This window comes from Candidatus Electronema sp. TJ (assembly GCF_048287355.1).
In the GTDB taxonomy this organism is placed as follows: Bacteria; Desulfobacterota; Desulfobulbia; order Desulfobulbales; family Desulfobulbaceae; genus Electronema.
The window spans coordinates 1-24,173 of sequence record NZ_JBLWEP010000018.1; the positions used below are offsets into that span (position 1 = coordinate 1).

30 protein-coding genes are annotated in these 24,173 nt (G+C 54.5%); 16 read left to right on the forward strand and 14 right to left on the reverse strand.

The genetic code is table 11. The annotated features are described in order from the left end of the window. Window positions 1-82: 82 nt before the first annotated feature. Window positions 83-376, reverse strand: a complete 294-nt coding sequence (locus ACNKID_RS02530; protein ID WP_417911859.1) for a hypothetical protein — start codon at window positions 374-376, stop codon at window positions 83-85. A gap of 237 nt (window positions 377-613) precedes the next feature. Here ACNKID_RS02530 and ACNKID_RS02535 point away from each other — a divergent pair, with 237 nt between their 5' ends. The 10 genes from ACNKID_RS02535 (at window position 614) to dut (ending at window position 8,739) form a co-directional block, all read left to right on the forward strand. Then, entirely contained in the window at window positions 614-1,246 is a 633-nt protein-coding gene (locus tag ACNKID_RS02535; protein ID WP_417911860.1) for a transcriptional repressor, read from the forward strand. Between the two features lie 27 nt (window positions 1,247-1,273). Further along, window positions 1,274-1,849 carry a rubrerythrin gene (gene rbr / locus ACNKID_RS02540; RefSeq protein WP_417911861.1) on the forward strand — a complete coding sequence of 192 codons (576 nt, stop codon included), beginning with the start codon at window positions 1,274-1,276 and terminating at the stop codon, window positions 1,847-1,849. Window positions 1,850-1,949: 100 nt separating this feature from the next. Continuing rightward, entirely contained in the window at window positions 1,950-2,351 is a 402-nt protein-coding gene (locus tag ACNKID_RS02545; RefSeq protein WP_417911862.1) for a desulfoferrodoxin, read from the forward strand. A gap of 27 nt (window positions 2,352-2,378) precedes the next feature. Next, window positions 2,379-2,972, forward strand: coding sequence for a peroxiredoxin (locus tag ACNKID_RS02550; protein ID WP_417911863.1), 594 nt, complete (start codon window positions 2,379-2,381; stop codon window positions 2,970-2,972). A 76-nt stretch (window positions 2,973-3,048) separates the two neighbouring features. Then, complete coding sequence (rd, locus tag ACNKID_RS02555) at window positions 3,049-3,207, forward strand: rubredoxin (protein ID WP_417911864.1); 159 nt, start codon at window positions 3,049-3,051, stop codon at window positions 3,205-3,207. 427 nt (window positions 3,208-3,634) lie between these two features. Beyond that, window positions 3,635-4,627, forward strand: coding sequence for a M28 family peptidase (locus tag ACNKID_RS02560; RefSeq protein WP_417911865.1), 993 nt, complete (start codon window positions 3,635-3,637; stop codon window positions 4,625-4,627). Window positions 4,628-4,672: 45 nt separating this feature from the next. After that, the gene (locus ACNKID_RS02565) at window positions 4,673-5,887 is read left to right on the forward strand and encodes an FprA family A-type flavoprotein (protein ID WP_417911866.1); all 1,215 of its coding nucleotides are present in this window, start codon (window positions 4,673-4,675) and stop codon (window positions 5,885-5,887) included. Between the two features lie 139 nt (window positions 5,888-6,026). Then, window positions 6,027-7,622 (forward strand): GAF domain-containing protein, encoded by a 1,596-nt coding sequence (locus ACNKID_RS02570; RefSeq protein WP_417911867.1) that lies wholly within the window; start codon window positions 6,027-6,029, stop codon window positions 7,620-7,622. Between the two features lie 128 nt (window positions 7,623-7,750). Continuing rightward, on the forward strand, window positions 7,751-8,281 hold the full coding sequence (locus tag ACNKID_RS02575; RefSeq protein WP_417911868.1) for a hypothetical protein: 531 nt from the start codon (window positions 7,751-7,753) through the stop codon (window positions 8,279-8,281). Further along, window positions 8,281-8,739 carry a dUTP diphosphatase gene (gene dut / locus ACNKID_RS02580; RefSeq protein WP_417911869.1) on the forward strand — a complete coding sequence of 153 codons (459 nt, stop codon included), beginning with the start codon at window positions 8,281-8,283 and terminating at the stop codon, window positions 8,737-8,739. Before ACNKID_RS02575 ends, dut begins: the two co-directional genes overlap by 1 nt. Here the strand turns inward: dut and ACNKID_RS02585 are convergent, their stop codons facing one another. The 6 genes from ACNKID_RS02585 to ACNKID_RS02610 form a co-directional block, all read right to left on the reverse strand. Then, window positions 8,740-9,483 carry a glycosyltransferase family 2 protein gene (locus tag ACNKID_RS02585; RefSeq protein ID WP_417911870.1) on the reverse strand — a complete coding sequence of 248 codons (744 nt, stop codon included), beginning with the start codon at window positions 9,481-9,483 and terminating at the stop codon, window positions 8,740-8,742. 12 nt (window positions 9,484-9,495) lie between these two features. Next, window positions 9,496-10,917 (reverse strand): ArnT family glycosyltransferase, encoded by a 1,422-nt coding sequence (locus ACNKID_RS02590; RefSeq protein ID WP_417911871.1) that lies wholly within the window; start codon window positions 10,915-10,917, stop codon window positions 9,496-9,498. Beyond that, on the reverse strand, window positions 10,914-13,187 hold the full coding sequence (locus ACNKID_RS02595; RefSeq protein WP_417911872.1) for an ArnT family glycosyltransferase: 2,274 nt from the start codon (window positions 13,185-13,187) through the stop codon (window positions 10,914-10,916). Before ACNKID_RS02595 ends, ACNKID_RS02590 begins: the two co-directional genes overlap by 4 nt. Window positions 13,188-13,244: 57 nt before the next feature. Continuing rightward, window positions 13,245-13,589 (reverse strand): hypothetical protein, encoded by a 345-nt coding sequence (locus ACNKID_RS02600; protein WP_417911873.1) that lies wholly within the window; start codon window positions 13,587-13,589, stop codon window positions 13,245-13,247. Window positions 13,590-13,644: 55 nt separating this feature from the next. Next, a complete protein-coding gene (locus tag ACNKID_RS02605) occupies window positions 13,645-13,935 on the reverse strand; it encodes a hypothetical protein (RefSeq protein ID WP_417911874.1) in 291 nt (96 codons plus the stop codon). Between the two features lie 122 nt (window positions 13,936-14,057). After that, a complete protein-coding gene (locus tag ACNKID_RS02610; protein WP_417911875.1) occupies window positions 14,058-14,666 on the reverse strand; it encodes a fibronectin type III domain-containing protein in 609 nt (202 codons plus the stop codon). On the opposite strand from ACNKID_RS02610, the gene ACNKID_RS02615 reads away from it, so the two are divergent. Further along, entirely contained in the window at window positions 14,665-14,973 is a 309-nt protein-coding gene (locus tag ACNKID_RS02615; RefSeq protein WP_417911876.1) for a hypothetical protein, read from the forward strand. The two genes, ACNKID_RS02610 and ACNKID_RS02615, sit on opposite strands and share 2 nt — an antisense overlap. A 161-nt stretch (window positions 14,974-15,134) precedes the next feature. On the opposite strand, the gene hpt is transcribed toward ACNKID_RS02615, so the two are convergent. Beyond that, a complete protein-coding gene (gene hpt / locus ACNKID_RS02620) occupies window positions 15,135-15,656 on the reverse strand; it encodes a hypoxanthine phosphoribosyltransferase (protein WP_417911877.1) in 522 nt (173 codons plus the stop codon). Between the two features lie 143 nt (window positions 15,657-15,799). On the opposite strand from hpt, the gene ACNKID_RS02625 reads away from it, so the two are divergent. Both ACNKID_RS02625 and ACNKID_RS02630 read left to right on the forward strand, forming a co-directional pair. Continuing rightward, complete coding sequence (locus ACNKID_RS02625; RefSeq protein ID WP_417911878.1) at window positions 15,800-16,132, forward strand: hypothetical protein; 333 nt, start codon at window positions 15,800-15,802, stop codon at window positions 16,130-16,132. A gap of 87 nt (window positions 16,133-16,219) precedes the next feature. Next, window positions 16,220-16,864, forward strand: coding sequence for an outer membrane protein (locus ACNKID_RS02630; protein WP_417911879.1), 645 nt, complete (start codon window positions 16,220-16,222; stop codon window positions 16,862-16,864). A 42-nt stretch (window positions 16,865-16,906) separates the two neighbouring features. Here the strand turns inward: ACNKID_RS02630 and ACNKID_RS02635 are convergent, their stop codons facing one another. The 6 genes from ACNKID_RS02635 to ACNKID_RS02660 form a co-directional block, all read right to left on the reverse strand. Further along, window positions 16,907-17,626: a DVU0298 family protein gene (locus ACNKID_RS02635; RefSeq protein ID WP_417911880.1), complete on the reverse strand. Its 720-nt coding sequence runs from the start codon at window positions 17,624-17,626 to the stop codon at window positions 16,907-16,909. Further along, the gene (locus tag ACNKID_RS02640) at window positions 17,623-18,138 is read right to left on the reverse strand and encodes a ferritin (protein ID WP_417911881.1); all 516 of its coding nucleotides are present in this window, start codon (window positions 18,136-18,138) and stop codon (window positions 17,623-17,625) included. Before ACNKID_RS02640 ends, ACNKID_RS02635 begins: the two co-directional genes overlap by 4 nt. Before the next feature lie 738 nt (window positions 18,139-18,876). Next, a complete protein-coding gene (locus ACNKID_RS02645; protein ID WP_417911882.1) occupies window positions 18,877-19,965 on the reverse strand; it encodes a cyclic nucleotide-binding domain-containing protein in 1,089 nt (362 codons plus the stop codon). Between the two features lie 32 nt (window positions 19,966-19,997). Then, window positions 19,998-21,122: a cyclic nucleotide-binding domain-containing protein gene (locus ACNKID_RS02650; protein ID WP_417911883.1), complete on the reverse strand. Its 1,125-nt coding sequence runs from the start codon at window positions 21,120-21,122 to the stop codon at window positions 19,998-20,000. Between the two features lie 43 nt (window positions 21,123-21,165). Continuing rightward, on the reverse strand, window positions 21,166-21,513 hold the full coding sequence (locus ACNKID_RS02655) for a hypothetical protein (protein ID WP_417911884.1): 348 nt from the start codon (window positions 21,511-21,513) through the stop codon (window positions 21,166-21,168). A 197-nt stretch (window positions 21,514-21,710) separates the two neighbouring features. Further along, window positions 21,711-21,974 carry an FmdB family zinc ribbon protein gene (locus ACNKID_RS02660; protein ID WP_417911885.1) on the reverse strand — a complete coding sequence of 88 codons (264 nt, stop codon included), beginning with the start codon at window positions 21,972-21,974 and terminating at the stop codon, window positions 21,711-21,713. A gap of 609 nt (window positions 21,975-22,583) precedes the next feature. Between ACNKID_RS02660 and ACNKID_RS02665 the strand changes: the two genes are divergently transcribed. The 3 genes from ACNKID_RS02665 to ACNKID_RS02675 all read left to right on the forward strand — a co-directional run. Continuing rightward, a complete protein-coding gene (locus ACNKID_RS02665; RefSeq protein ID WP_417911886.1) occupies window positions 22,584-23,024 on the forward strand; it encodes a MucR family transcriptional regulator in 441 nt (146 codons plus the stop codon). Further along, window positions 23,021-23,809, forward strand: coding sequence for a glutamate racemase (gene murI / locus ACNKID_RS02670; RefSeq protein ID WP_417911887.1), 789 nt, complete (start codon window positions 23,021-23,023; stop codon window positions 23,807-23,809). The genes ACNKID_RS02665 and murI overlap by 4 nt, the downstream gene beginning before the upstream one ends. Beyond that, window positions 23,802-24,173 (forward strand): LolA family protein (locus tag ACNKID_RS02675; protein WP_417911888.1); only part of this gene is annotated, 372 nt, incomplete at its 3' end. The genes murI and ACNKID_RS02675, both read left to right, overlap by 8 nt.

Genomic DNA, 24,173 nt, shown 5'->3' on the forward strand with positions numbered 1-24,173 from the left:
CGAGGCAGGAATATACAGTATCCTCCCCCCAGCGGTCAAGAACTTTTTGCCAGCCTTTGATGTTTTTTCGAGCGGCTTGGATTCACGCTTGCGGCTGCTCCAGCCATCTGCTCAAGGTTTCGATGATTTTCCGTGCCTGCTCTGCGCTGGAAATATTGAACTTTGATTTGGCGAGATACTGCCCTTCCCTTTTTTGGTAGCGGCGGATGGTATATTTTTCCGGACTGAACTCCCCCGTGTTGCGGTCGTAGTCTTGGTAGCGAAACAAAATCGTTGTCCACGCGCCTTTGGTCAGCACCTCCTTATCCAGCTCTTTGACCAGCAGCTGGCCATCTTCTTCGTAATTTACAGTTATTTCATCAAGTTCTGAGGCCATTTTTTCTCCTTTGCTGTTGTCGGCGGTCTTGCCGCATACAAAATCATGCGAGCTTGAATAGCAGAAGCGGTCGCGTTTGTCAAATACAGATCAGGAAAAATATTTTTTTAATATTTTCCAGCTATCTACTTGTCAAAACGGCTTTTTCAGCTTGACATAGTAATAATTCTCAACTATTTCTTGAATATAAAAAATACAGAACAGCAAGGTGAGATCATGAAAGAGACGCAGCTGCGAATGACCCATCAACGTGAAGTGATTCTCGATGAAATGGGCAAATATAAGGGACACCCCACCGCTGACGCGCTCTACGAGCGGATTAAAAAAAAACTGCCTCGCATAAGTTTGGCGACCGTTTACAGAAATCTTGAAATTCTTTCTGAAGCAGGTATGATCAGGAAATTGGAGATCAGTGGTCGCCAAAAGCGTTTTGACCGGCAGCTGGAGCATCATCATCATATCTGCTGCGTCCAGTGCCATCGGATAGACAACCTCAAAGTGGAGACCGTGTCCCCGGAAGCCGCCGCTGAAATCGGCTACCGCATTTCTGGCTGCCGGATAGAATTTTTTGGCATCTGTCCTGATTGTCAGAAAAAAAACGAAAGGAAACAGCAGCAAGGCGATATGGGCGGCGGCACGGCTTGCAAGATCAACGGGCACAATGGTTACAGCATCAATGCGCGGCAGCGCAAAGTTTTACAGGCGCTGGACAGTGGAAGCTGCGCCTGCGCCAGAGATATTGCTGCTGCGGTCGCGCTGGAGCCCGCCCAAGTGAGCTGCCAGCTCACCGCGCTGAAAAAAAAGGGGCTGGTGGCCAGTCCTGCCCGCTGTCACTACGAACTGACCGCCGCAGGCAAAGACCTTCTTTAACACGTAAGATATAAGGAGAAACAAGGAATGGCCTCATTGAAAGGAACGCAGACGGAAAAAAACATCCTCACCGCCTTTGCCGGGGAGTCGCAGGCCCGCAACCGCTACACCTACGCAGCCAAAATCGCGGAGAAGGAAGGCTATGTGCAGATGGCCCATCTCTTCATCCGCACCGCCGAGCAGGAGCGCGTTCATGCCAAAACCCTGTTCAAGCTGCTGGAAGGCGGCGAGGTGGAGATCACCGCCGCATTTCCTGCTGGAACGCTCGGCAACACGCTGGCGAATCTTGAGGCCGCAGCCGGAGGCGAGGAGCATGAGTATATGGACATGTATCCGTCCTTCGCCAAAACCGCCGAAGAGGAAGGATTTCCGCTCATCGCTGCTGCCTTTCGCGCCATCGCCAAGGCGGAGAAGCAGCACGCCAAACAGTACCGCGACCTCATCCGCAATCTGAAGGAAAGCAAGGTGTTCCGCAAGGACAGCGGCGTGACCTGGCACTGCACCAAATGCGGTTATGTGCATGAAGGAACAGAGGCTCCGCAGAAATGCCCCGCCTGCGCCCATCCGCAGAATTATTTTGAGCTGCTGGCGGAAAACTGGTGAAGCCAGTGCGGAAAAACGAATTTTGGCTGTATAATGGGAGGAAGCTGTTGTCTTGAACCAGCGCATTTTGCGCAATTGAATCACAAGGAGGATGATTCCCATGACCAAGAAGAACGAAATCTACAAGTGTCCGATGTGCGGCAACATTATCTCTGTCCTGCATGCCGGTGCCGGTGCGCTGGTCTGCTGCGGCCAGCCGATGGAGCTGCTGAGCGAGAACAGCGTTGACGCATCGAAAGAAAAACATGTGCCGGTGATTGAGAAGACCGCCAGCGGCTATAAAGTGACGGTCGGCTCTGTGGCCCATCCGATGGATGAGAAGCACTGGATTGAGTGGATTGAGCTGACGGTCGGCGGTGTGATCTGCCGGAAAGATCTCAAGCCCGGCGAGCAGCCCGAAGCTGTTTTCCCGTGCAGCAGCACCGGCTGCGGATGCAGCTGCAAGCAGGTTGAGGTTTCGGCCAGAGCCTACTGCAATCTGCACGGCTGCTGGAAGTCCTGATCTTTTCAGCTATAAAGGAGCATTCCTATGAGCGCATTAGTCACCAAGCAGGCCCCGGATTTCACTGCCACCGCCGTCATGCCGGACAATTCCTTCAAAGGGGATTTCAAGCTGTCCGACTATCGCGGCAAGTACGTTGTTCTCTTCTTTTATCCGCTCGATTTCACTTTTGTCTGCCCGTCTGAGATCATCGCCTTTGACCGCGCCCTGCCGAAGTTCAAGGAGCGCAACTGCGAGGTGATCGGCGTGTCCATTGATTCGCAGTTCAGTCATTTCGCGTGGAAGAACACTCCGGTCAATCAGGGCGGCATCGGCTGCGTCCAGTATCCGCTGGTTGCCGATTTGGACAAGAAAATCTCCCGTCAGTACGGGGTGCTGATTGACATGGGCGTGGCCCTGCGCGGCACTTTCCTGATTGATAAGGAAGGCGTTGTCCGTCATGCCGTGGTCAACGACCTGCCGTTAGGCCGCTCCACCGACGAGGCACTGCGCATGGTTGACGCGCTGATTTTCCACGAGACGCATGGCGATGTCTGCCCGGCGGACTGGAACAAAGGCAAGGAGGCCATGAAGCCGACAGCAGCAGGCGTGGCTGACTATCTGGCCAAAAACGCGGGCTGATTTTCAGCCAAAATTATGCACCGTAGGGGCGAAAAATTTTTCGCCCCTACATCATTTCAGCAAGAGAGATACGACGATGAGCAAGCATAGATGCCAAATTTGCGGTTACGATTACGACCCAGAAGCAGGCGATCCCGACAACGGCGTTGCGGCGGGCACCGCTTGGGAAGATGTGCCTGATGATTGGGCTTGCCCGATCTGCGGCGCAGGCAAAGATGCCTTTGAGGAACTGTAGGACAGTTCCGTTCGTTTTCGGAAACGAACAAGGCTGTGAAGAAAGGCACGGCCCATTTTGATGAATGGGCCTGCTTTTTTCTGAAAATCAGGCTCTCGCTGTTGAGCAGCGCGTCATGGCGATTAAAAATCGGGCTGCTGATTTCTTGAATCCATCTCTTGATTTTTAAACACGGAGCCTTACTTTTAAGCATCAGCTTGCTGCGTTAAAAAATCGAGCTTCGGATGCTGAAAATCGGCCAGCTGATTCTTAGCATCGAGTTCTTGAGTTAAAGAATCGTGACCTTGATTTTAAACAGGAGCTGCGCAGTTCGATGCTCAATGTATTGATTTTGTTCAACTGGCGATTTGTATTTTTGGGGATGACGACCTGCTGCACCAATTGAGCGCACTCTTTCAACGGCATAACTCCTGTTATTGATTCGGGCGTGATTTCTGGAAAATTTCAGCTGCCGCTGATCGGCAAAGGAATCGCCGGGCTTGCGGCAGCACTTGGTCTGCTCTGGATGTTCATCGCCAGACCGGCAAATTTTGCCTCTGGCCATTATGCGCCGGAACACCGCGTTGATCCGCTCCTGCTGCAAGAGCATGTGCGGAAGCTGAGCGAAGAATTTGTTCCCCGTAACAGCAATCACCCGGAGAATCTGCTGCGCACTGCTGAATATATTAAAAATGCGCTGCGTTCCTCTGCGGCCGATGTTGCTTTGCAAGCTTTTAACGTGCAGAAGCAGCAGTTCGTCAATGTGCTTGCTAAATATGGCCCGGAGACGGAGGAAATGCTGGTTGTCGGTGCCCATTACGACGCATTTTCCAATCTTCCAGGTGCGGATGACAATGCCAGCGGTGTTGCGGGCCTGATTGAGCTGGGCAAGCTGCTCAAAAAAATTCCGTTGCGCACTCGTGTTGAACTGGCTGCTTGGCCGCTTGAAGAACCGCCTTATTTTGCCGGCTCAGACATGGGCAGCGCGGTTCATGCCCGCAGCTTGAAAGAAAAGGGCAAGCACGTTAAACTGATGATCGCCCTGGAAATGATCGGCTATTTCAGCGACGAGAAAGGATCGCAGCACTATCCGGCCACGCTCCTGAAATTGTTTTATCCAAACCGAGGCAATTTTATCGCAGTTGTTGATCAGGTTGTTTCCAATCAAGCGCAGAAAGTGAAGTCCGCCCTCAACCGTTTCACTGACTTGCCTGCGTATTCGATCAATGCGCCGTCCTTTGTGCCGGGCATAGATTTTTCCGATCACCGCAATTACTGGGCTGAGGGATTTCCAGCAGTGATGGTTACAGACACCGCATTTTACCGCAATCTTGCCTATCACAGTAAAACCGACACCTTCGACAAGCTGAATTACGAGAAAATGGCCAAAGTGGTTTATGGAATTTTTAAGTATATCGAAGAAGTTGACTGGAAAAAGTAAAAATATCTGTCAATCGACACAACAATGTTAGCAGGAGAATGATTAATGAGACCTGTCGAACTGAGTAAAAATGTTTATTGGGTCGGAGCTATTGATTGGCTGACCAGAGATTTTCACGGTTACTCCACTGAACGTGGAACAAGCTATAATGCGTATCTGATCATTGATGAAAAGGTCGCCCTGATTGACACTGTCAAAAACGGTTATTGTCATGAGCTGATGCACCATATCCGCAATGTGATTGATCCGAAAAAAATTGATTATTTGATTGTCAATCATGTGGAGATGGACCACTCCGGCGCACTGCCGCAGGTGGTGCGGGAAATTCAGCCGGAGAAAATCATCTGCTCGAAAATGGGCCATAAAACCCTGCTCCAGCATTTCCATCAGCCGGATTGGCCGTATCATGTGGTCGCGCCCGGCGAGGAATTGCGTCTCGGCCCAAACAAGACCTTGAGCTTTCTTGAAACCCGGATGCTGCACTGGCCGGATTCGATGTTCACCTACCTGAAAGAAGACCAGATTCTTTTTTCCAGCGACGCGTTCGGCGAGCATCTGGCCACCAGCGAGCGATTTGATGACGAGGTGAATCAGGACGTGCTGATGCACGAGGCGACCAAGTATTATGCCAATATTCTCACCCTCTATTCGCCGATAGTAAAAAAGCTCATCGCCCAAGTCACGGACATGCACTTGGCGGTGAAGATGATCGCCCCGGATCACGGAGTCATCTGGCGGAAAAATCCGCAGAAAATCATTGATGCCTATTCGCGCTGGTGCATCAACGAGAGCAACGGCAAAGCCTTGATCATTTATGACAGCATGTGGCATTCCACGGAAATGATGGCCAAATCCATCGCCGCCGGTTTGCAGGACAAGGGCATCAGCTACAAACTGCTCAATTTGCAGGTCAATCACCACAGCGAGGTGATGTGCGACGTGCTGGAGGCGGGCGCAGTAATCCTCGGCTGTCCGACTCTCAACAACGGTCTTTTGCCAAGAATGGCTGGTTTCCTCATGTACATGCGCGGCCTGCGGCCCACCAACAAAATTGGCGCGGCTTTCGGTTCCTATGGCTGGTCCGGCGAGGCGGTCAAGCTGATGAACACGGCCATGAGCGAGATGAATTTCCGCCTTGTCCATCCAGGCTTGCGGGTGCAGTATGTGCCGGAGCATGGTCAGCTCCAAGAGTGCGTCGAGCTGGGGCATGTGGTCGGCCAAGCCCTCTTGGACGCGAAGACGGAGGCGGCGGTAATCTGAAAACACGCTCTCTTGTTGCCTTGCAGGCCGACGAATGGTAGAATGACATGTCATTTTCGTTCCACAGGTCTGTCTGAGCCGCCGCGACAGCAGCCTTGCCTTCTTTCGAAAAACATCCCGTGCCAAGAGCAGACAAGTGATGCTGGCAGATATCCTGCTGATTTCAGATAAGCGCGAACTGTGTCAGCAGGTCAGCGCGATACTGAGTGATTACGATGTTGACTGCTGCATGTCTGAAGAGGCGGGCAGGGTCTGTGTGCATCAGCCGGTGCGGGTTATTTTAGTTTCAGAAAAGCTGAATGACATCAGCGGCATTCAGCTTTTCGACACGCTGCGCGACACCCGCCCCGGCGTGGTCGGCTTTCTGATTGTTGACCGGGACGAGGACGCGACCCGGCTCTGTCCGGCGGCGATGGAAAGCGGCTTTTCCGGCCTGCTCACCTGCCCGCTGAACCCCAGTTTAGTACGGGACAAAGTCAGCCGGGCAATGGAGGCGGCCGCCCTGCGTGAGGAGAACTCCCGCCTTCGCGCCCTGCTGCCGCTCTACGGCTTGGGCGAAAATTTCCTTTCCTCCACCAACCAGCATGACGTGCTGGAAAGCCTGCTCGATGTCATAGCCGACCAGACAGCGGCGGACAGCCTCTCGGTGATGCTCTACGACGAGGAAGAAGGCGTGCTGCGGATCGCCGCCTCACGAGGCATCCCTGAGGAGATGGTGTCCAAAATCAAAATCAAGCCCGGTGACAAAATCGCCGGACGGGTTTTTGAGGAACGCCGGGCGATCATCCTCAACCAAGAGACTCAGAACGACTCCCGCTTCGCCGAGCTGCTCAAGCGACCGGAAATCACCTCGGCGGTCTCCTTTCCGATGATAGTCCGCGACCGCATACTCGGCGTTCTCAACGTCAGCTACACGGATGGCGACATCCGCTTCGCTGATTCGGACATCGAAATTCTTGGTATTCTCGGCACACAGGCGGCCTTAGCCTTGGAAAATATCCGCACAAGGGAGGCAATGGCGCAGGAAGCCCGTCTTCAGGCCCTGCTGGAGCAGTATGTGGCCCCTGAAGTGGCCAAGGTCTTGCTGGAAAGTGATGCCAACCTGATCCGGGGTTTGGGCGCGGTCAAAGAGGCGACCGTGCTTTTCGCTGACATCCGCAATTTCACCGGCATGGTGCAGCAGCTGCCGCTGCCTGTGCTGCGCGATTTTCTCAACGAGTTTTTCCAAGTCTTCACCGAGACCATTTTTGAGTACCGGGGCACGGTGGACAAATTCATGGGCGACGCGGTCTTGGCAGTGTTCGGTGCGCTGATCGAGCTGGACAACGCCTCATGGACAGCGGTGGAGACCGCCTTGGCCATCCGCGAGCGTTTCACGGCCTTAAAGAAAAACTGGCAGAAACGGGACAGCTTCTTTGACAGCATCGATCTCGGTTTCGGCATCACTCGCGGCGAGATGTTTATGGGCAATGTCGGCTCAGCCCGGCGGCTGGATTACACAGTGATCGGCACTGAGGTGAACATCGCCCAGCGGCTGGCCTCCTCCGCCACCTCCTTCCGCATCTATATCACCGATGCGGTGCGCAAAGATTTGCATCGGCAGCCAGGCGGAGAGCGGAAAATCCTGTTGGAGGAACTGGGCACGATGACCCTCAAGGGTGTGCACCACGCCGTGCCGGCGTATTGCGTGCTGGATATTGACCGGGGCAGCAACCTCGCCTCGGACGTGTCATGACGAACAAAGTTGGATTTGCTGCGGAACTGTGGTAGATTAAAGAACTCCACATCGAATCTCGGACGGAGGAGCGTTGCAGCCATGTCGCTCCGTCTGATCAGATGAACCCCACGCATGAAAGGAATGAAATGCAGAAACGAACTGTAGGGCTGACCTTGCTGACCGCTGCCGCACTTGTTAATTTCTTGGCCGTTCAGGCTTCCAGCCAAGTCCAGAAAGCTGATGTGGCTGCGGCGGCAAAGGCCGAGCAGAAGTCGAAGCGGGCATACCGGACCACCCCGACCGGCGATGGGGCGCTCACCCCGGAGATGATTGAGCAGTGCATCCGCCTGAACATGGATGTTGACTCCAGCTACGCCGCCATCGGCAAGGCCAAGGAGCAGTTTGACGCGCTCAACCGCGAGCTGACCCAAGAGGGCGAGAATCTGAAGGCGGCTAAAGACACTGTGAACAGCAGCGAGGCCCGCACCCAGTATGATGCCAAAGTTATGGAATACAACCGGAGGCTGCCGCAGCTGGACCAGCAGCTCAACCGCTACAAGCAGTTGGTGAAGAGCTATCAGGAGAAGAGTGACAAGTTCGATCGGGAGTGCAACGGTCAGCCCTATTATGAGGATGACTACGCGGCTATGGTTAAAAAATTGGGACGCGGCATGTGATGCCCGATGTTCCGGTGCAGTTCCGCTGGCTCCTCTCGCCGGAGCAGCGGAACCTGCCTCTGCCCGCATATGCCTCTGCGCTGGCATCAGGCATGGATGTGGCCGCCGCGACGAGCGGGGAGGCTGTTGTGCTGCAGCCCGGTGAAATCCATTTGATTCCCACCGGATTTGCGGCGGCTGTCCCAGAGGGCTTTGAGCTGCAGGTGCGGCCTCGTTCAGGCTTGGCGGTTAAGCACGGCATCACCGTGATCAACGCCCCCGGCACTATTGATGCCGACTACCGGGGAGAAATTAAGATCGGTCTGATAAATTTGGGACAAAAGCCGTTCACTCTCCGCCGAGGCGACCGCATTGCCCAGCTTGTGCTGGCACCGGTCTGCCGGGCCTGCCTGCATCTCGTTGACAGTCTTGATCAAACCGAGCGCGGCAGCGGCGGTTTCGGGCATACGGGGCTGTAGTCAGTTGAAGAGCGGCGATCGTATTATTCCCATCTTGGCCAATCTGAATTGGATCGCAGTGCGTATGCAGCCAAATCCATAGCGGACAGATCTGGCAAAATTAATTGAGGATGCTTCCGAGAAATACTTTGTCGGGCAGGTGATTTCAGCCACTGTGAAACCCTTCCAGAGAATTTGCGCCAGCATTTGATTGTCAAAAACAAAATCGTCAGAATTCTCTGACAGGTTGATGGATTGAAGAAGCTGTCTGGAGAACGCCCGGTATCCGGTATGATATTCCGACAGCTTCGCCTGCATGACAATATTCTCAAACAAAGTGAGAAAGCGGTTAGCTATGTATTTCCAGAGCGGCATTCCGTCACGCAGAGCGTAGCCGCCAAGAATCCTTGAGCCAAGCACGCAGGCATATAAACCATTGCCAATCAGCGAAGCCATGGCAGGAATGAGTTTCGGAGTGTATTGGTAATCTGGATGAACCATAATAATTATATCTCCGCCTGCATCAAGAGCTGCTTTGTAGCACGTTTTCTGGTTTGCTCCATAGCCCATGTTCTGCGGGTGGATGATCACCTTCACACTCTTCAGCTTTTCTGCGACCGCGACTGTTTGGTCTGAACTCGCATCGTCAACCAAAATAATGGTGTCAACGATTTCCTGCGCCATTATTTCCTGATACGTTCGCACTAATGTTTTTTCAGCGTTGTATGCTGGCATGACAACGACAACGCGAAGCCCTTTGTACACTCCGTTCTCCTCTCAATTGTTCCTTTTGTAAAGCTGTGTCATAGAAACAGCATTTTTTCTTTCTTGCAGGAGTGTCATTCCTCTGCTGTCTTTTCTGCAATCATCTAAAGATGAAAAAATAACGTAACGCGCTTCTTTGTCGCCGCAGCCGACAACTTTTTTGTAAGCAAAAGTAGAGTAGCCTGCCCGTTTGTCCAGCAAACCATGATATACCGGGAATGCTGCGCCAACGGCTGTGTCAGGGGCAGCATGTTCATTCAGCGCAGCGATAATTTCCTGCTGCGCGGCGGCAATATCGGCATAGCTCATGTCCGCATCAATATTAAACACCTTTGACTTGTAATACAAAAAAGGAATAATGAGCAACGGCATCATGATCCACTGCGCACTCCGTTTTGTTTGCTGAACGAAGTAAAAAAACTGCGCGGCAACCAAGCAGGCGATCACTGGCATAATAATAAGTACATATCTTGCCAAGTGAAAGTTGAGCGAGGAGACCGCCAATGAAACAGTTATATATATAACTAAGAGAAGAATATTGCTCTGCTGCTCCGTCATCTGCGAAACAGAATATTTTTTCATTTTTCCTGCATTTCTTATAATGAAAATGGCGGCAGAAAAAATAATGACCGCGCTCCAGAGATAACGGCCCTGCCCTTTGAAAAGGAAACTCAAGTAATAGAAAAGACGCGGATAAATATCAGCGATCGAGAAAGAAACGTAATCTGAATGCAGCGGAAAGAAAAACCAGCCATTTTGCAGCTTCTGGACAGCAAGAAAAATCCCCCAAGCAAGCAGAGGCGCAGAAATCAGGCCGATTTTGTACAGAATGCCCCTGTCAATTTTTCGCTGTCGAATCATGAGCACTAAAAGAATATGCAGTCCAAAGCTGGCAGGCAGCGCGACGGCTGTTTCTTTGGTCATGATGGCTAATGTTGAAAAAATGGCGGTTTGAAGGAGACGTTCTTTCAAATACGCATGGATTGAAGCGGTGCAGAAAAAAGCGAGCATTATTTCCGGCAGCACCATGCTGGATTGGGCAATAAAAACCGGCTGCGCTGCCAGAAGGGCGCAGGCCAGCAGACCAACTGTATGGCCGAAAAAATCTCGCCCAAGCCGGTAGAGCGCAAGCAGCAGGCCGCAGCTGAACAGCAGAGCCACTAAATGACCAGCCCAGACATGCGGCCCGAATATTTTGTATCCGACAGCGAAAATGACGGAGCAGAGCAGCGGATGGCCTCTGGATAATTCAGGTGGAATGGCATTCGGCATCATGCTGAGCTGGTGATCAAACATGTATAAGGCGGCACGTGAATACACGCCCAGCTCATCCCAGAAGTATGGATGATGAATGTGATGTAACTTGAACAGGAAAAATAATGAAACAAACAGATAAACAGGATTTGCCGATTTTATTTTTTCAGACAGGTTCATTTTGATTTTGCATCAACCTCCAGCGGTGTTTGAAAAATTACAATCGCATTGTTCTCAAACAGCTTGCGGAACCGACTGTCCTGCCGCAGCTCTTTGACGAAATAATCAGGATACACACCCAGATCGGTGATGTGCTCATCCACCGGCGCGACAAGGTGCTTTTTAATCACCACCGCGCCGATGCGGAATTTGCGCAGCACTTCGGCCCGCAGCTCGTTGTCCGCCCGCCAGAAATCGCGCAGGTGATACTTCAGATACCACTCGTGCGGCACAGGAAAAAGGCGGTAGTTGCCCTCTGGATACATGAAGACTCGGCGCGGCTGGGGCGGATTCTCCCGCAGCCAAGTAATCGCCTCTTGGAGATCGGTGCTGACCTGCCGCAGATTGTATGTCTTGGCCAGCACATAGCCGCCTTGCAGAAAGGCGAGGCTGGCCAAGAGCGAGATCAGCCATTTAGGCCGGGGCAGCCGCACCGTCTGCTCGGCAAGAGGCAAAAGGAGAAACGGCAGGCCGGGCAGGAAAAAGCGGGCATCCGGCGATGTGGCGAGAAAAGCGGCGGCGATCAGGGTGTAGGATAAACCTGTGCCCCAGAGCCAGCAGCTTGATTCTTCCTGCGCAAGCGGCTGATGCCGCAGCAGGCGCATTCCTGCCGCTGCGATGCCGGTCAGCAGAAGCAGCCAGAGCAGCAGGCCGCCGTAGACGAAATAATTGGCCGTTATGCGCAAGTCGCCTGGATGATTGGCGATGATTGAGGCCTTCTGCTCAGTGATCACTTCAGCTTTATTTTTTGGAGCACCAGCTGGAGGAACAGTTTTCTCAACCTGCGGCGCAGCTGCCTGCACGGCAGGCAGCGTAGGCCTTTTCGGCTTCTCTTGTTCCGGCCAAATGCTTCGCTCAACCATCCGAACAAGCTGCTGAAATCTTTCTGCCGGATAAAACTTTGAGCTGGTATAGCTGCTGATTGCCTCGCCCAGACCCAACGTGCAGAGGACGATCAGCAGAACGGAGCCGGACATTATGACCGCTGTTTTTTTGAGGCTGCAACGCTGGGCCGTCCAGACCAGCAGACAGAAGAAGAAGGCTGGAAAAAAGAGCATGGCCGTGACTTTGATGCTTAAGGCGAAGGCCATGAAGCATGTGGCCAGCAGCCAGCGCTTTTGTCGCAGCAAATAAAAGGCGGTCAGCACCTGCGCGGCCATCGGCACGTCCTGATAGAAGGTGACTGTGAAAATCAGGGTCATCGGCAGGCTGGCAAGAATCAGCAGATAGGGCATGGCCGCCCGCGTCTGCACCCCGCCCCGGCTCCGGGCAAGCAGATAGGCGATGCCGAGGAACTGCATCAGATACAGGGCCTGATAGAGCTGCACCGCCGCGAAGGAACCGCCGGTCAGGCGGAACAGGATTGCGCCGAGATAATGCCAGAGAAAGGAGTGCGGATAGGCGCGCAGTTCGTTCTCGCCCCAGCCGGTGGGAATTTCCACCTTGAAGTTGGGCAGCGGCAGCACTTTGGCCTGCGTTTCCAGCATGTAGTAATGCGTCACCTCGTCGCCGACCATCACCTGCGGCGCGGACATGCCCACCAAAAACACGCTGACCGTCGCCGCAAGGATGATCAGCGGCGCTCCCAGCGTGGTGCCTCTGGCCGGACGGCGGCAGATGCTTCTCCATTTTTGCCAGAAAATGGCCAAGAGCTTGGCCGGTTCGTCCTCTTCCGGCTCGGCAGGAAGCCCTTCCAGCCTGTTGAGCCGCAGCAGCAGTGCCCGCTGCTGTTTTTCCAGTTCAGAAATGGTGATGGAAAAATGGAAAACGAGAAGGAGGAGGAAGGCTATAAACAGCGCAGCCACTGCCAGTCCGTACTGCACGCCGAGCAGGCTGGGGAAGGTGTGCAGCAGGCTGGGAAAAAGCGCGGTAAGCAGGACAATCAGGCTGACCGCTGTCCACGTCAGACCATAGCGGCGTTGCAGGCCGGTTTTCGCCCAAGCTGAGCCGGTGAGGAAAAGCAGAGACAGGCTGAAGAGGGCGGCAGTCAGGCGGATGCGGAAGGCCGGTTCAAGCCCGCCGATGAAGCGGGACAAGCTTTCCTCCACAGCGAGCGCGGCCATCAGCAGGCCGGTCAGCAAACCAAACACGCCGCCAAGCCGGTTGATCCGCCGGTCCCAGAGCGCGGTGACGACGAGAATCACCAGCAGCACGCCGAGAAAGAGCAGGAAAAGCTGCGGCAGGGCGGTGCCAAGCCAGCGTTCGGCAAAGGCGGTGATGCTGCTGAACATAGTTATGAAAGATTAGAGAGAATTCAAACGGTCAGCCAAGAAAAGCAAGGTCATTGATTAAAGCATTGGCTGATAATGACGGGCAAGAAACACTTCAGGTTTGATCACCTCAAAGGCTGCGCCAGATAATTCAGACAAAAAATGCCGGTTTTCAGAAATGAGATACCGCGCTCCCTGCCATTCTGCAAACGCGCCAATAAAGGCATCAGCTTTTTCTGGCAATCCTAAACTGACATACTTCCGCACTAATGAGGCAGGAACCGGCTCGTAGATTATCCTCATTTGAGGAACCTTCTCAAGCAAAGAAAAAAGCACTTTTATTTGTCTTTCAGACAAATTTCTCGACACTTCTTTGATCACAAGACCTGGCAGCACAACATCCAGACTCGGCAGCAACGACATGATCATCTCTGAGGCTGGGTCAATCCCGCTGATGCCAAAAATGAACTGGTTGCTGTCAATACATATCCGCATAATCAGATTCAAACAGTTGACGGCGCTGCTCCCGCAATTTTTTAATAACCTCCTCTTTGGTCAGGCCTAAGTGGAAACCGCCGGAAGCTCGGACATCCTGCTGCAACTGCCTGAATTGCTGCTGCCATTTTTCATGCTGGACTTCGGCTAAATACCGCTGCACAGCCAGCGTGAGCAAATCCATCAGGCTTGGAAAGGACAGCTCGCGCTGGGCTTGCGTCATTTCATTATACATGGCATCAGAGATATGCCAAACTATTTCCTTTTGCGCCATTGCTCACCTCAATAATATTAGAATCTTTTACGATGATGCATGCTCATTCGCTTCTTATAAAAGATTAGAGAGAATGCAACTGTAGCACCCTTCAAGTGCGTGGCAACGCACACGGGCGACGCTCACACCGTCACAATCACGCTGTTGCTTGGGGTGCTTTCGCCTGCTTTATTGACAGCGACAATGCAGTATTCCACCCTTTTGCCGCGTTCCTGATTGGTCAGCGCGGCATTCCGCTCAATCCCGGTGTGAACAGGAGTCCATATCTCGCCTTCCGCCTGATACAGCCGTTTGACCACATAATACGCCACCATGCCGCCCTCATCTGGCCGTTTCCATTGCAGGCTCACCTCGCCAGGCCCATGCTGCGTGATTTGCAGCATCAGCGGCTGGCCAGGCTCGCTCATCGGCGTGTTGGGCGATCTTGCCGCCCAGCCTATTATCTTCAGCTTCGCATCATTGCCCGCAGCCGCATATTCGGAGTACTTGAGATCCGCCTTCATGCCCGCAGTCATCGCTTTGTAGTCAGCCTGCTTGATGTCCGTAGCCTCTTCTTCCGCCGATTGGGCTGCAACCTGCGCCGCGCTCGAACTGACAAAGGCATCACGGAGACTGCGCAGCTCAGCGGATGAAACCGGCGGCGAGGGAAAGTCAGGATTTTCACTCAGACCGACGATCATCTGCTCAATCAAGGCCAGAACTTCTGCTTCGGTTCGTGGAAACTTTGGCATGACGCATCTCCTTTTCAGGTCGTTGTGCTGTTGTTTTGAGAATATGACGCATGGCGAGAATATTTTTCCAGAATACCTCTTTGTTCAGGCTAAAGCAAGCACGTCCTGCCGCGATGTGCGCCAGCAAACAGCCGTTGCATGTTTGCAATGCCTCGCTGCAACAATGCGGCGGATCAATGCACGGTTGCAACGGGCCGTTGCATGTGCGCATCAACCTGATGCGTCGCTCAATGCCTCAAAGTATGTTTGCAACGACTCGCTGCACCAATGCAACGGCTCAATGCGAGTTTACAACGGCCTGTTGTAAGAATGCATTGGGTCGCTGCATTGCTGCATTGAGCCGTTGCATCAAAACCTCACTCGAAAAAAGGTTGCAACGCCTCATTGTAAAGATACATCAAGGCGATGCAGGCGGGCAATTCCCTCTTCGGCGACACCGTCCACGGCGAAAAAAAACAATGCGGCGGATCATGCCTTGATGGCGTGGATGTCAGGCCAATTGCGGTATTTCTGGGCGCAGTCCAGCCCATAGCCGACCAAGAAGCCACTGGCGGCCTGAAAACCGGCGTAATCGGCCTGCACCGGCACGGTCCGGCGTTCCTGTTTGTCAATAAGGGCGCAGATTTTGACTGAGGCTGCCTGATGCTGGGCTTCGAAATAGTCCCGCAGCCACGCGGCGGTGAGACCGCTGTCCACAATATCTTCCACTAAGAGCACATGCTTGCCCGCCAGATCAAGCTCAGGCTCTTTGCGCAAGACGACGGAGCCGCTGCTGGCCGTTGCGCAGCCATAGCTCGCCACCCGGATGAAGTCGATTTCCAGCTCCATGTCAATCGCCCGCGCCAGATCGGCGAGAAAGATGAACGCGCCGTTCAGCACGCCGATCAGCACCAGCTGTTTGCCTTGATAATCCGCCTTGATTTGCCGCCCAAGGGCCGCGACCCGGTCAGCGATGGCCTGCCGGTCAAAAATTGTCTCTGAATGTTTCATCTTCGCATCGAGGAAAAAAAGATGCTCTGCATCCTAAACTGATCAGCGCGGAATGCCAAGCGGAAAACGCGCCGCCGCATTGACAGCGCGGCCTGACATGTGTTACTGATGGGGCATCTGCCAATCTGAACCTTTTTACCGCCATGCGCCAGTATCTGATCGACGAGCTTTCTTGTCTTGAGCGCGACAACTTGGACAGCTTCCTCAAACGAAATCTCAAGCCCGGCCCTATTGTGGGAACCTACTGGCTTGAGCTGCCGCCGCGCCTGCTTGCCCCGCCCCAGCAGGCGCATCCGGCCTGCGGGCCATTTTATTTCGCCGTGATTTTAGAGAAGAATGAGCTGCGGGCGGAATTTCTTGTCCGCAGCTCGCACAACATGCACTGTTCCTGCATCGCTTGGGCCAGTCCGGCGCAGCGGCAATTCCTGCTTGATTTCATTGACAAGATGTTGCAAGAGGAGTTTATTGCAGTATAAGGAGAGCATGAGCGGGCAGGCTGCGGCCGGGCCGCTCAGAAACAGCTGAGAACTCAGCACGACAGACCTGTTCACAGGAGGAACGAGATGAAGAAACAAGAAATGTTGTTTATCGCTTTTGCCGCCCTGCTGCCCCTTGCCACTGCCGCTCAAAGCGGCATTGAAGGACGGCCATACGCCAGTGTCAGCGGCGGCATCAGCACCCTGAACGATGCGGATGCCAAAAGCGCGGACGGCGTTTTGGAGTTCGACTCCGAGTCTGACATCGCCCTTGCCGCTGCCCTCGGCTATGATTTCGGGGCCAATTTCAGAATGGAGACCGAGCTGTCCTATCAGCGCAACGATGTTGACAAGCTGAATGTCAAGGGCAGCGGCAGGAGCACGAAGGCTTCCGGCGAAATCGCCAGCACTTCCGGCCTGCTGAACGGCTACTATGACTTCAACAACATCAGCTCAGTGACCCCCTTTGTCAGCGCAGGCATCGGCATGACCAAAGCGGAACTGAAAGATTTCGGCGCAGTTGTCGGCAACCGCTATCTGTATCTGCTGGACGAGCCGGATGGGACGGCGATGGCCTATCAGGTCGGCGGCGGCCTCAGCCTCGCCCTGAATTACAACCTCGCTCTTGATCTCAAATACCGCTACTTTTCCGCCGTTGATTTGAAGCTGGATGATGTGGAGTTTGATTATTCCAGCCACAATGTCTACGGCGGCATCAGAGCATCCTTCTGAGCCGCAATTTATGCAGGGGCGATTCGCGAATCGCCCCTTTCTTCACCGCCCTGCCCTGCTTGCGTCCAGCCGCTCCACAGCCTGCGCCGCCAGTTCCGCCACAGTCGCTGTGCTGAGCTGGCCGTCTTCATAGAGCCGCAGCGTCGCGTTGTCCGTTGTCAAGTCACGCAGCCGGGCAAGATCAGCGCAGCAGCCGAGCAAACCTGTCGCCCGCGCTGCCAGCCCTCGCACCGCCGCATCCGGCGAAGCCAAATACTGCGGCAGATCATCGGCCATGCCTTTGGACAAGGCCAAGCTGCGGCGGCATTGCGCCAGCCGTCCGGCAGCCCAGAGCAGGCCACGCTGCAAAGTTTCATGCTCCAAAAAATTGCCGTCCTGATGCGGCAAATCGCCGTCGGGCCGCATGTAGGACAAGAGCATGTGGACATACTCCTCAGCCAGGCCATCATGGCGGCAGAAAATCTCGGCCATCGCCTCCGGCGCGCCCCAGCCTATGCCGCCGGACTCTTCATTCAAGCTCCAGAGCAGACGGCGCATGATGATCCGCGCCTCCTCCATCTCCTCGTCCGCCAAGCGGGCGACCGTCCAGCCCATCGCAGTGACAGCGTGCCAGCGCAGCCGCTCCTCGCTCCGGCAGATGGCGGCGATGAGGGCATTGATCAATTCTTTCGCATCCAAGACAGATAAATCACGCTGAATCTGCGCCAAGTTCTCCTGATCGAGCACGTCAAGCACCTGCTGCTTGATTTTTCTCGTGCTCATGCCGCCTGTCCCGCAGGAGGTGTGAAGACTCGCTTGCCCAGCTCGGCATCAAGCAGGAAAAGGCCGGAGCTGTCCTTGCCGATCAGCCGCAGCCTGCTGGCGATGCCGCCGACGGCAGCCTCCTCCTCAACCTGTTCGGAGACAAACCATTGCAGGAAAATCTTGGCCGCATGATCCTGCTCGGCAATGGCCAAATCCATCAGGGCGTTGATCTTGGCGGTGATGCCCTCCTCATGCCGCAGCACCTGCTCAAAGGCGGCGAGCGGGCTTTCCCAGTCCGCTTCCGGCTTGGCAACCGCCTCCATCATTGGCCGCCCGCCGCAGCTCGTGATAAAATCGTAGAATTTCATCCCGTGCAGCAGTTCCTCCTGCGCCTGCACCCGCATCCACGAGGCAAAGCCGGAAAGACTGAGAGAATGGAAATACGAGGACATGGAGAGATACAGGCTGCTGGAGTGCAGCTCCGCGTTGATCTGGCTGTTGAAGGCCTTCAGCACTTTCTTTTTCAGCATGGCAGCTCCACTGCGTCGCGTTTGAGGAGGGAAAATTGCGGCAGTCATGCCGACAAGCTCCATCCTTTTCAGGAAAATATGTTTTGTTTCCAAAGGCGGGATCAGCTTCCGCGCACTCCATTCATACAAAAGATGTCCTGCATAAGTCAACAACAAGATGTGCGGCAAGGAACAATCAGGCAGCAACGAAGTTTAACTAAGCCCTGCTCGGCTGGAAAGGAGTTAGGTCGACTCCAGCTCTTTTTTTAGTCGGCCAAGTTCCTTTTCTGCCAAGCCAAACTGCTGTGCAAGCTCAGGGGTGAAAGCTGGAGCAGAAGAGCATGATTCCGCCGCCTAGCACGTTGGAGACGCGCCGTTTCACGCTTGGAACAAGGCGGATGAAGCTTCATATGAGGCGGATGAAGCTTCATATGAGGCAAATGAAGCGTGAGTTGAGAGATATGAAGCGTGAGACAGGGCATATGAAGCGTGACATGAGGCGAATGAAGCATGAAGTTGAGGCATCCGACGCGTGAGTTGAGGCGGATGAAGCTTCATATGAGGCAAATGAAGCGTGAGTTGAGACATATGAAGCGTGAGACAGGGCATATGAAGCGTGATACGAGACGAATGAAGCATGAAGTTGAGGCAGATGAAGCGTGGAAAATCCGGCAGACAGCACTGGACACGGTGATGTCCAGCAGCTGCGGCTTCGGCGGGATCAACGTCTGCCTGCTCTTCCGCAAGCTCTGTGATTTGTCACTCGTCGCCGATCTCTTGCTGCTCGTCGATGCGCTGGAGGCCCTCCATGACCAAGCCCATGAAGCCGCCCAGCACTGGCAGCCGTTTTTCTTCCGCCGTCAAACCCTTGGTGTAAGTGAAACGACCCTTCTGCTGCACCAGAATGGCGAAGAAGGCATCCTTGTCCGTCAATACGCCGAAAGCGCAGCTCACCACTTCGCCCTCGTTGAACAGGGCCTCACCAACTTCGCCGCCTTCCAACTCAAAGGAAACCCTGCCCGTCTTGCCGCCAGAGTTGATCATCTGGAACAAATCCACTGGATTGATCTCTGTGAGATCTCCGCTCATGCCAGAGCTGATTTTGCCCTGCCGCAGGGTGTTCTCCTGAGCGCGGTTCACTAAGACACGGTAGAAGAATATCTGGAGAATAGGATACTTGGAGAGAACGTGCTTGAAATCTTTGGAATTGAGCGTGGCCAACTGGCAGGCGGTGCGCGAATAGACTGAAGGATAAGTCAGCTCGCCGGAAAGCAGGCTCATCTCGCCGAAGATGCCGCCCGGCTCGATCTCGGCGATGATCTCGCTGTCCTTGCGCACCACCGCCACCTTGCCGGAGAGAACGACGTAGAAATTTGTGCCCCGCTCGCCCTCCTCAATGATGATCTTGTTGGGCGGATAGCCCTTCATTTTCATCATCATGGCCAAGTCCTGCAAATCAAAGTCGCTCAGCGGCTCAAACAGCTCCATGTCGCGCAGAATGCCGAAAAATTGGGCAATGATCTGCTGCTTGGCCCGCTGCTCCGCCGCCTTGAGCAAATTCATCTGCAAGGTGGAGTAGGGCCGGTCTTTTTTGTGCTCAAAGCGGATGAGACCGGTGCAGCCGCCGCATTCAAACTTGGCCTTGGACTGCGGCTGGAGGCTGATCCGCTGCTCCATCGGCTTCGTGCTGCTCAAGGCCTTGAGCAGCTCCCGCACCATCAGCAGACAGACCGGCTTGTCCCGCTCCACGCTCAGGGCGGAATTCTGCACACTGAATTCCTCGCCCACATTGTACAGAGGGCAGGAGCACTCTTCAGTCACCACAAAGACTATGTTGCGAAATTCCATGCGCTGAGGCTGGCGGAGGGATCAGGGAAGGCTCATTCGTCTTCATCCATATCAAAATCCTGTTCCGCCGCCGCAGGAGCCGCCTCTCCGGCCTGCTGCTCGTCAAGCTGCTGGAGTCCCTCCATCAGCAGACCCATGAAGCCGCCCAACGGCTGGAGTTTGTGATATTTGGCCGCCAAGTGGGTGTTGTAGCTGAAGGAGCCTTTCTTCTTGCCCATCACGGAGAAAAGCGCGGTCTTGCCGTCCAAGTCGCCGAAGGAGGCATAGACAATCTCACCTTCATTGAAAAGAATGACAGCGTGGCCGTCCGGGAAGATCAAATCCACCTTGCCCGACTTGCCGCCGGAGTTGATCAGCTGGAACAGCTCGACCGGGCTGATGTAGATCAGCTCGCCGCTCATGCCAGAGCTGATCTTGCCGGAGCGGGCCATGTTCATCTGCGCCCGGTTGACCAAGAGACGGTAGAAGAAGATTTGCAGCACTGGATAGCGGTTGAGGATGAATTTCAAATCCTTGCCGTTGATAGTGCCGAACTTGACCACAGTGCGCGAATAGACTGAGCTGCTGGCCGGCTCGCCGGAGAGCAGGCTCATCTCGCCGAATATTTCACCCCGCCCAATCTCGGCGATCACCTCCTTCTCACCCTTGACGATGGCCACTTTGCCGGAGAGGATGATGTAGAGGTGTGTGCCTCGGGTACCTTCGGCGATGATCACCTTGTTGGGATCAAACTGCTTGAGCTTGAGCATGGATATGAGATCGAGCAGGTCGTGATCCTCCAGCAGCTCGAAAACTTCCATCGTCCGCAGATGCTTGAACAGAGCCTCGACATGCCGCTTGCGCGCCTTCTTGTCGGCGATCCGCAGCAGGTTCATCTGCAGGGTGGAGAAGCCCTTTTCCTTCTTGTACTCGAAGCGCATTGAACCAGTGCAGCCAGGGCATTTGAAGGAGGCCCGCTGCATGGCCATCTGGGTGAAGCGCTGCTCGCCCGGCTTTTTGGCCAAGGCTTTGTGCAGCTCCTGCACAAGCAGCATGCAGACCGGTTTTTCAAAATCGACGCTGACCGCTCCGTCCTGCACCTGCAGCTCCTCGCCGACATTGTAGATGGGGCAGGAGTCCTCCGAGGTGACTACAAAAACAGCGTTACGGTAATCCATGCTTGGTCACAACCTGGTTCTATAATGAGGGGGCAGGGGTGGCTTAGGATCGTCCGAAATACAGATAGATGATGAAGCCCAGAACAGCTGCGGCCCCGGCCAGCACCGGCAGCACCTTTTTGATCTGCAGCACGCCGTCCACGACCAAAGTCTGCATGTACTCGGTGCCCGAAAGCCACCAGAGACAGATGAAGATCATGACGATGATCAGCTCGTTGAACGCCTGCTTCCAGAGCAGGTAGCCGACCAGGCCGATGAAGGGGATTAGAAAATAGGGATTGCTGAACAGGCCTGCGATATCAACCTGCCGCACCTGATCCGGCACGCCGGTGCTCAGCACCCATGCGCCGATTTTGCTGAAAACACCATCCGCTGCTGCTGCGTTTGCCATTTCTCCACACCCTTTCTCTCTTTTGTCTTTCAGACCCGGCGGCGGAACAGCCGACCTTTGCCGCCTGAATGCAATTTTTCTATTTTCAGAGTACCAGCGGACGCAAAAACCTGTCAATTAAAAACCTTGCCGCCAGCAGGCTTATTTTCGCGCGGCAGGCCGCCCCCGCACCGAGGGGCGGCGCAACCCGCTGTCGGTCAAGAGGCGGCTGGGCAGCCTGAGCACCCGCCGCCGCAGGACGGAGCAGGCTTGCTCTCGCCGCTTTTGTCCTTCTTGCCGCTGTCGGCACTGTAGCCGTCCGCATACCAACCGCCGCCCTTCAGATGAAACGCGCTGGCGGAAACCAGCTTTTTCATCTCGCCACCGCATTCCGAACAGTTTCTCAACGGCGGATCGCTAATTTTCTGCTGCACTTCAAACACCTTCTCGCAAGAGGAGCATTTGTACTCGTAGACAGGCATTTCTTCACCTCACCCAATATGCAATTATTTGATATTCTGATTTGAATGCGTTGAATGCGGCTCATTGGCCAAGACAGGCACACAATAATCCTGCGCAGGCTCCCTGTCAACTGCGAAAGATCATTGCGGCCTTCCGGCGTGTGAAGCCAATCCTGCGGCAAAAAACTGCTCCGCCTCCTGTGCGCCGATTTGGAGCAGAAGCGGAAAAGCACCTTTAACTGCCTGATTATTTATATATTCCAAGAAACGAGCATCATCGTTTTTTCTTCAGGAAGAGCCTCTGGAAAAAAATAATTCTTTTCCTCTTGCTTAATATTATTGCATTGCAGGATTAAATAAGATAAATTGATGCCAATTTAATGGCATCGTATCATCGGTGCTTGACAAGCGGAAGGCAGGCGAATGTTCAGCGAGACCGCGTTTTCCATTTTGCTGACAGCAAAAAAAATGCATCACCGGATACCTCATCGGTCTCGCGTCATGCGGAACGCGGCTGGATTCTGCGGAAAGATGAATTTTCTCATATTCCGCCAAGATGGTGGCCGCTGAGCCAGCACTGCTGCAACTGCCGCCACACACCACAACTCTTTCCATTACATGGAGTGCAACATGAGCAAAACATTAGTTGAACTTGCTGCTGAGATTGTCCAGTCACAGGCCAGCGGCTCCAAGATGAGCGGCGACGAAATCAAAACCGCTTTGCAGAACACCTATCAGACGCTGAAAGCTTTGCAGGATGCTGAAAGCTGCTGCGGCGGCGCAGAGGAGAAAGAGGCCGCTCCGGTCATGGATCCAAAACGTTCGATCCGCAAGAACGACATCGTCTGCCTTGAGTGCGGCCAAGCCTTCAAAATGCTGACCAAGCATCTGAAGTCGCACAACATGACTGCCCGCGACTACCGCAAGAAATACGGCTTCACCAGCCGTCAGTCCCTCTGCGCCAAGGCTCTGTCCGATGAGCGTTCGGCAGCCAGCAAGGAGCGCGGCATTCATCCGAACCTGCGCAAGTCCATTGCCGAGCGGGCGGGCAAAAAGAAAAAATCCGCATGATCGGCGTTTTTGACTCCGGGGTCGGCGGGATGACTGTCGCCAAGGCAATTGAGGATCTTTGTCCTGAACTGCCGCTGCTGTATTTCGGCGACATCGCCCGCAGTCCTTACGGCTCCAAAAGCCCCGAAGTCATCACCGAATGCTGCCGCCGCAACACCGACTTCCTGCTCAGTCAGGGAGCGGCGGCGGTGGTGATCGCCTGCAATTCAGCGGCGGCCACCGCTGCCGAAGCCCTGCGGCGTGAGTATGCGGTGCCAATCATTGACGTGGTCGCTGCCACCGTGGAAAAAGCGGCGGCAGTGACGGTCAGCGGCAGAATCGGCATCATCGGCACCAGAGCCACCGTGCGTTCGCAGGTGTATGAGCGTCGGCTGGAAGCGATGCGGCCCGGCTGCAAAATTTTCAGCCAAGCCTGCCCGCTGCTGGTTCCTCTTGTCGAGGAAGACTGGCTTGATGCGCGTGAGACCAAAATGATTCTGCGCCGGTATTTGCAGCCGCTGCGCCAGCAGCAAGTTGATACGTTGATTCTTGGCTGTACGCACTATCCTCTGCTCGGCAAACTGATTCAGGCCCGGATCGGCAGGCGGGTGCGGCTGATTGACTCTTCGGCGGAAGCGGCCCGGCACCTGAAAGAATTTCTTGATAAGCATCCCGATATCGCTTTAAATAGGGCGGAGCGCGGGCGGCCAAGCCGCTTTTTTGTTTCTGACTCCACCGGCCCGGTGCAGCAGCTCGCTGACCGCATCTTTGGCCGACCTATTTATTTGGAAAAAGCAGATGTCTAATCCGGCATTCCGCACATCGTTCCTCCTTCCCCTCCTGCTTCTTGTCCTGCTCGCCGCCGGGCTGCGCGAAACCCGCGCCGCCTCTGAAGCCGAGCTGCTGCCGCAGGTTGAAAAAATCCAGCAGCTCTACCGCAGCCTGACCAGCTTCAGCTTTGATTTCCAGCAGATCACCCGCAGCGGCAGGCGCGACCGGCACGGCGCAGGCAGCAGCGTTTTTTACCGTCCCGGCAGCGGCAAAGCGGGCATCATGCGCTGGAACTACACTGCGCCGGACAAGCAGATCATTCTCAACGACGGCAAGCAGCTTTCTGTTTACACGGAAAAAGACAAACAGGTGATCGTCTCTTCAGCAGCAGAGCTGGAA

Bases quoted from the DNA above. Each gene is read 5' to 3' on its own strand.
- ACNKID_RS02530 (WP_417911859.1), bottom strand. From the start codon at position 376: ATGGCCTCAGAACTTGATGAAATAACTGTAAATTACGAAGAAGATGGC.
- ACNKID_RS02535 (WP_417911860.1), top strand. From the start codon at position 614: ATGACCCATCAACGTGAAGTGATTCTCGATGAAATGGGCAAATATAAG.
- rbr (WP_417911861.1), top strand. From the start codon at position 1,274: ATGGCCTCATTGAAAGGAACGCAGACGGAAAAAAACATCCTCACCGCC.
- ACNKID_RS02545 (WP_417911862.1), top strand. From the start codon at position 1,950: ATGACCAAGAAGAACGAAATCTACAAGTGTCCGATGTGCGGCAACATT.
- ACNKID_RS02550 (WP_417911863.1), top strand. From the start codon at position 2,379: ATGAGCGCATTAGTCACCAAGCAGGCCCCGGATTTCACTGCCACCGCC.
- rd (WP_417911864.1), top strand. From the start codon at position 3,049: ATGAGCAAGCATAGATGCCAAATTTGCGGTTACGATTACGACCCAGAA.
- ACNKID_RS02565 (WP_417911866.1), top strand. From the start codon at position 4,673: ATGAGACCTGTCGAACTGAGTAAAAATGTTTATTGGGTCGGAGCTATT.
- ACNKID_RS02570 (WP_417911867.1), top strand. From the start codon at position 6,027: ATGCTGGCAGATATCCTGCTGATTTCAGATAAGCGCGAACTGTGTCAG.
- ACNKID_RS02575 (WP_417911868.1), top strand. From the start codon at position 7,751: ATGCAGAAACGAACTGTAGGGCTGACCTTGCTGACCGCTGCCGCACTT.
- dut (WP_417911869.1), top strand. From the start codon at position 8,281: ATGCCCGATGTTCCGGTGCAGTTCCGCTGGCTCCTCTCGCCGGAGCAG.
- ACNKID_RS02590 (WP_417911871.1), bottom strand. From the start codon at position 10,917: ATGAACCTGTCTGAAAAAATAAAATCGGCAAATCCTGTTTATCTGTTT.
- ACNKID_RS02595 (WP_417911872.1), bottom strand. From the start codon at position 13,187: ATGTTCAGCAGCATCACCGCCTTTGCCGAACGCTGGCTTGGCACCGCC.
- ACNKID_RS02600 (WP_417911873.1), bottom strand. From the start codon at position 13,589: ATGTCGTTGCTGCCGAGTCTGGATGTTGTGCTGCCAGGTCTTGTGATC.
- ACNKID_RS02605 (WP_417911874.1), bottom strand. From the start codon at position 13,935: ATGGCGCAAAAGGAAATAGTTTGGCATATCTCTGATGCCATGTATAAT.
- ACNKID_RS02615 (WP_417911876.1), top strand. From the start codon at position 14,665: ATGACGCATCTCCTTTTCAGGTCGTTGTGCTGTTGTTTTGAGAATATG.
- ACNKID_RS02610 (WP_417911875.1), bottom strand. From the start codon at position 14,666: ATGCCAAAGTTTCCACGAACCGAAGCAGAAGTTCTGGCCTTGATTGAG.
- hpt (WP_417911877.1), bottom strand. From the start codon at position 15,656: ATGAAACATTCAGAGACAATTTTTGACCGGCAGGCCATCGCTGACCGG.
- ACNKID_RS02625 (WP_417911878.1), top strand. From the start codon at position 15,800: ATGCGCCAGTATCTGATCGACGAGCTTTCTTGTCTTGAGCGCGACAAC.
- ACNKID_RS02630 (WP_417911879.1), top strand. From the start codon at position 16,220: ATGAAGAAACAAGAAATGTTGTTTATCGCTTTTGCCGCCCTGCTGCCC.
- ACNKID_RS02635 (WP_417911880.1), bottom strand. From the start codon at position 17,626: ATGAGCACGAGAAAAATCAAGCAGCAGGTGCTTGACGTGCTCGATCAG.
- ACNKID_RS02640 (WP_417911881.1), bottom strand. From the start codon at position 18,138: ATGCTGAAAAAGAAAGTGCTGAAGGCCTTCAACAGCCAGATCAACGCG.
- ACNKID_RS02645 (WP_417911882.1), bottom strand. From the start codon at position 19,965: ATGGAATTTCGCAACATAGTCTTTGTGGTGACTGAAGAGTGCTCCTGC.
- ACNKID_RS02650 (WP_417911883.1), bottom strand. From the start codon at position 21,122: ATGGATTACCGTAACGCTGTTTTTGTAGTCACCTCGGAGGACTCCTGC.
- ACNKID_RS02655 (WP_417911884.1), bottom strand. From the start codon at position 21,513: ATGGCAAACGCAGCAGCAGCGGATGGTGTTTTCAGCAAAATCGGCGCA.
- ACNKID_RS02660 (WP_417911885.1), bottom strand. From the start codon at position 21,974: ATGCCTGTCTACGAGTACAAATGCTCCTCTTGCGAGAAGGTGTTTGAA.
- ACNKID_RS02665 (WP_417911886.1), top strand. From the start codon at position 22,584: ATGAGCAAAACATTAGTTGAACTTGCTGCTGAGATTGTCCAGTCACAG.
- murI (WP_417911887.1), top strand. From the start codon at position 23,021: ATGATCGGCGTTTTTGACTCCGGGGTCGGCGGGATGACTGTCGCCAAG.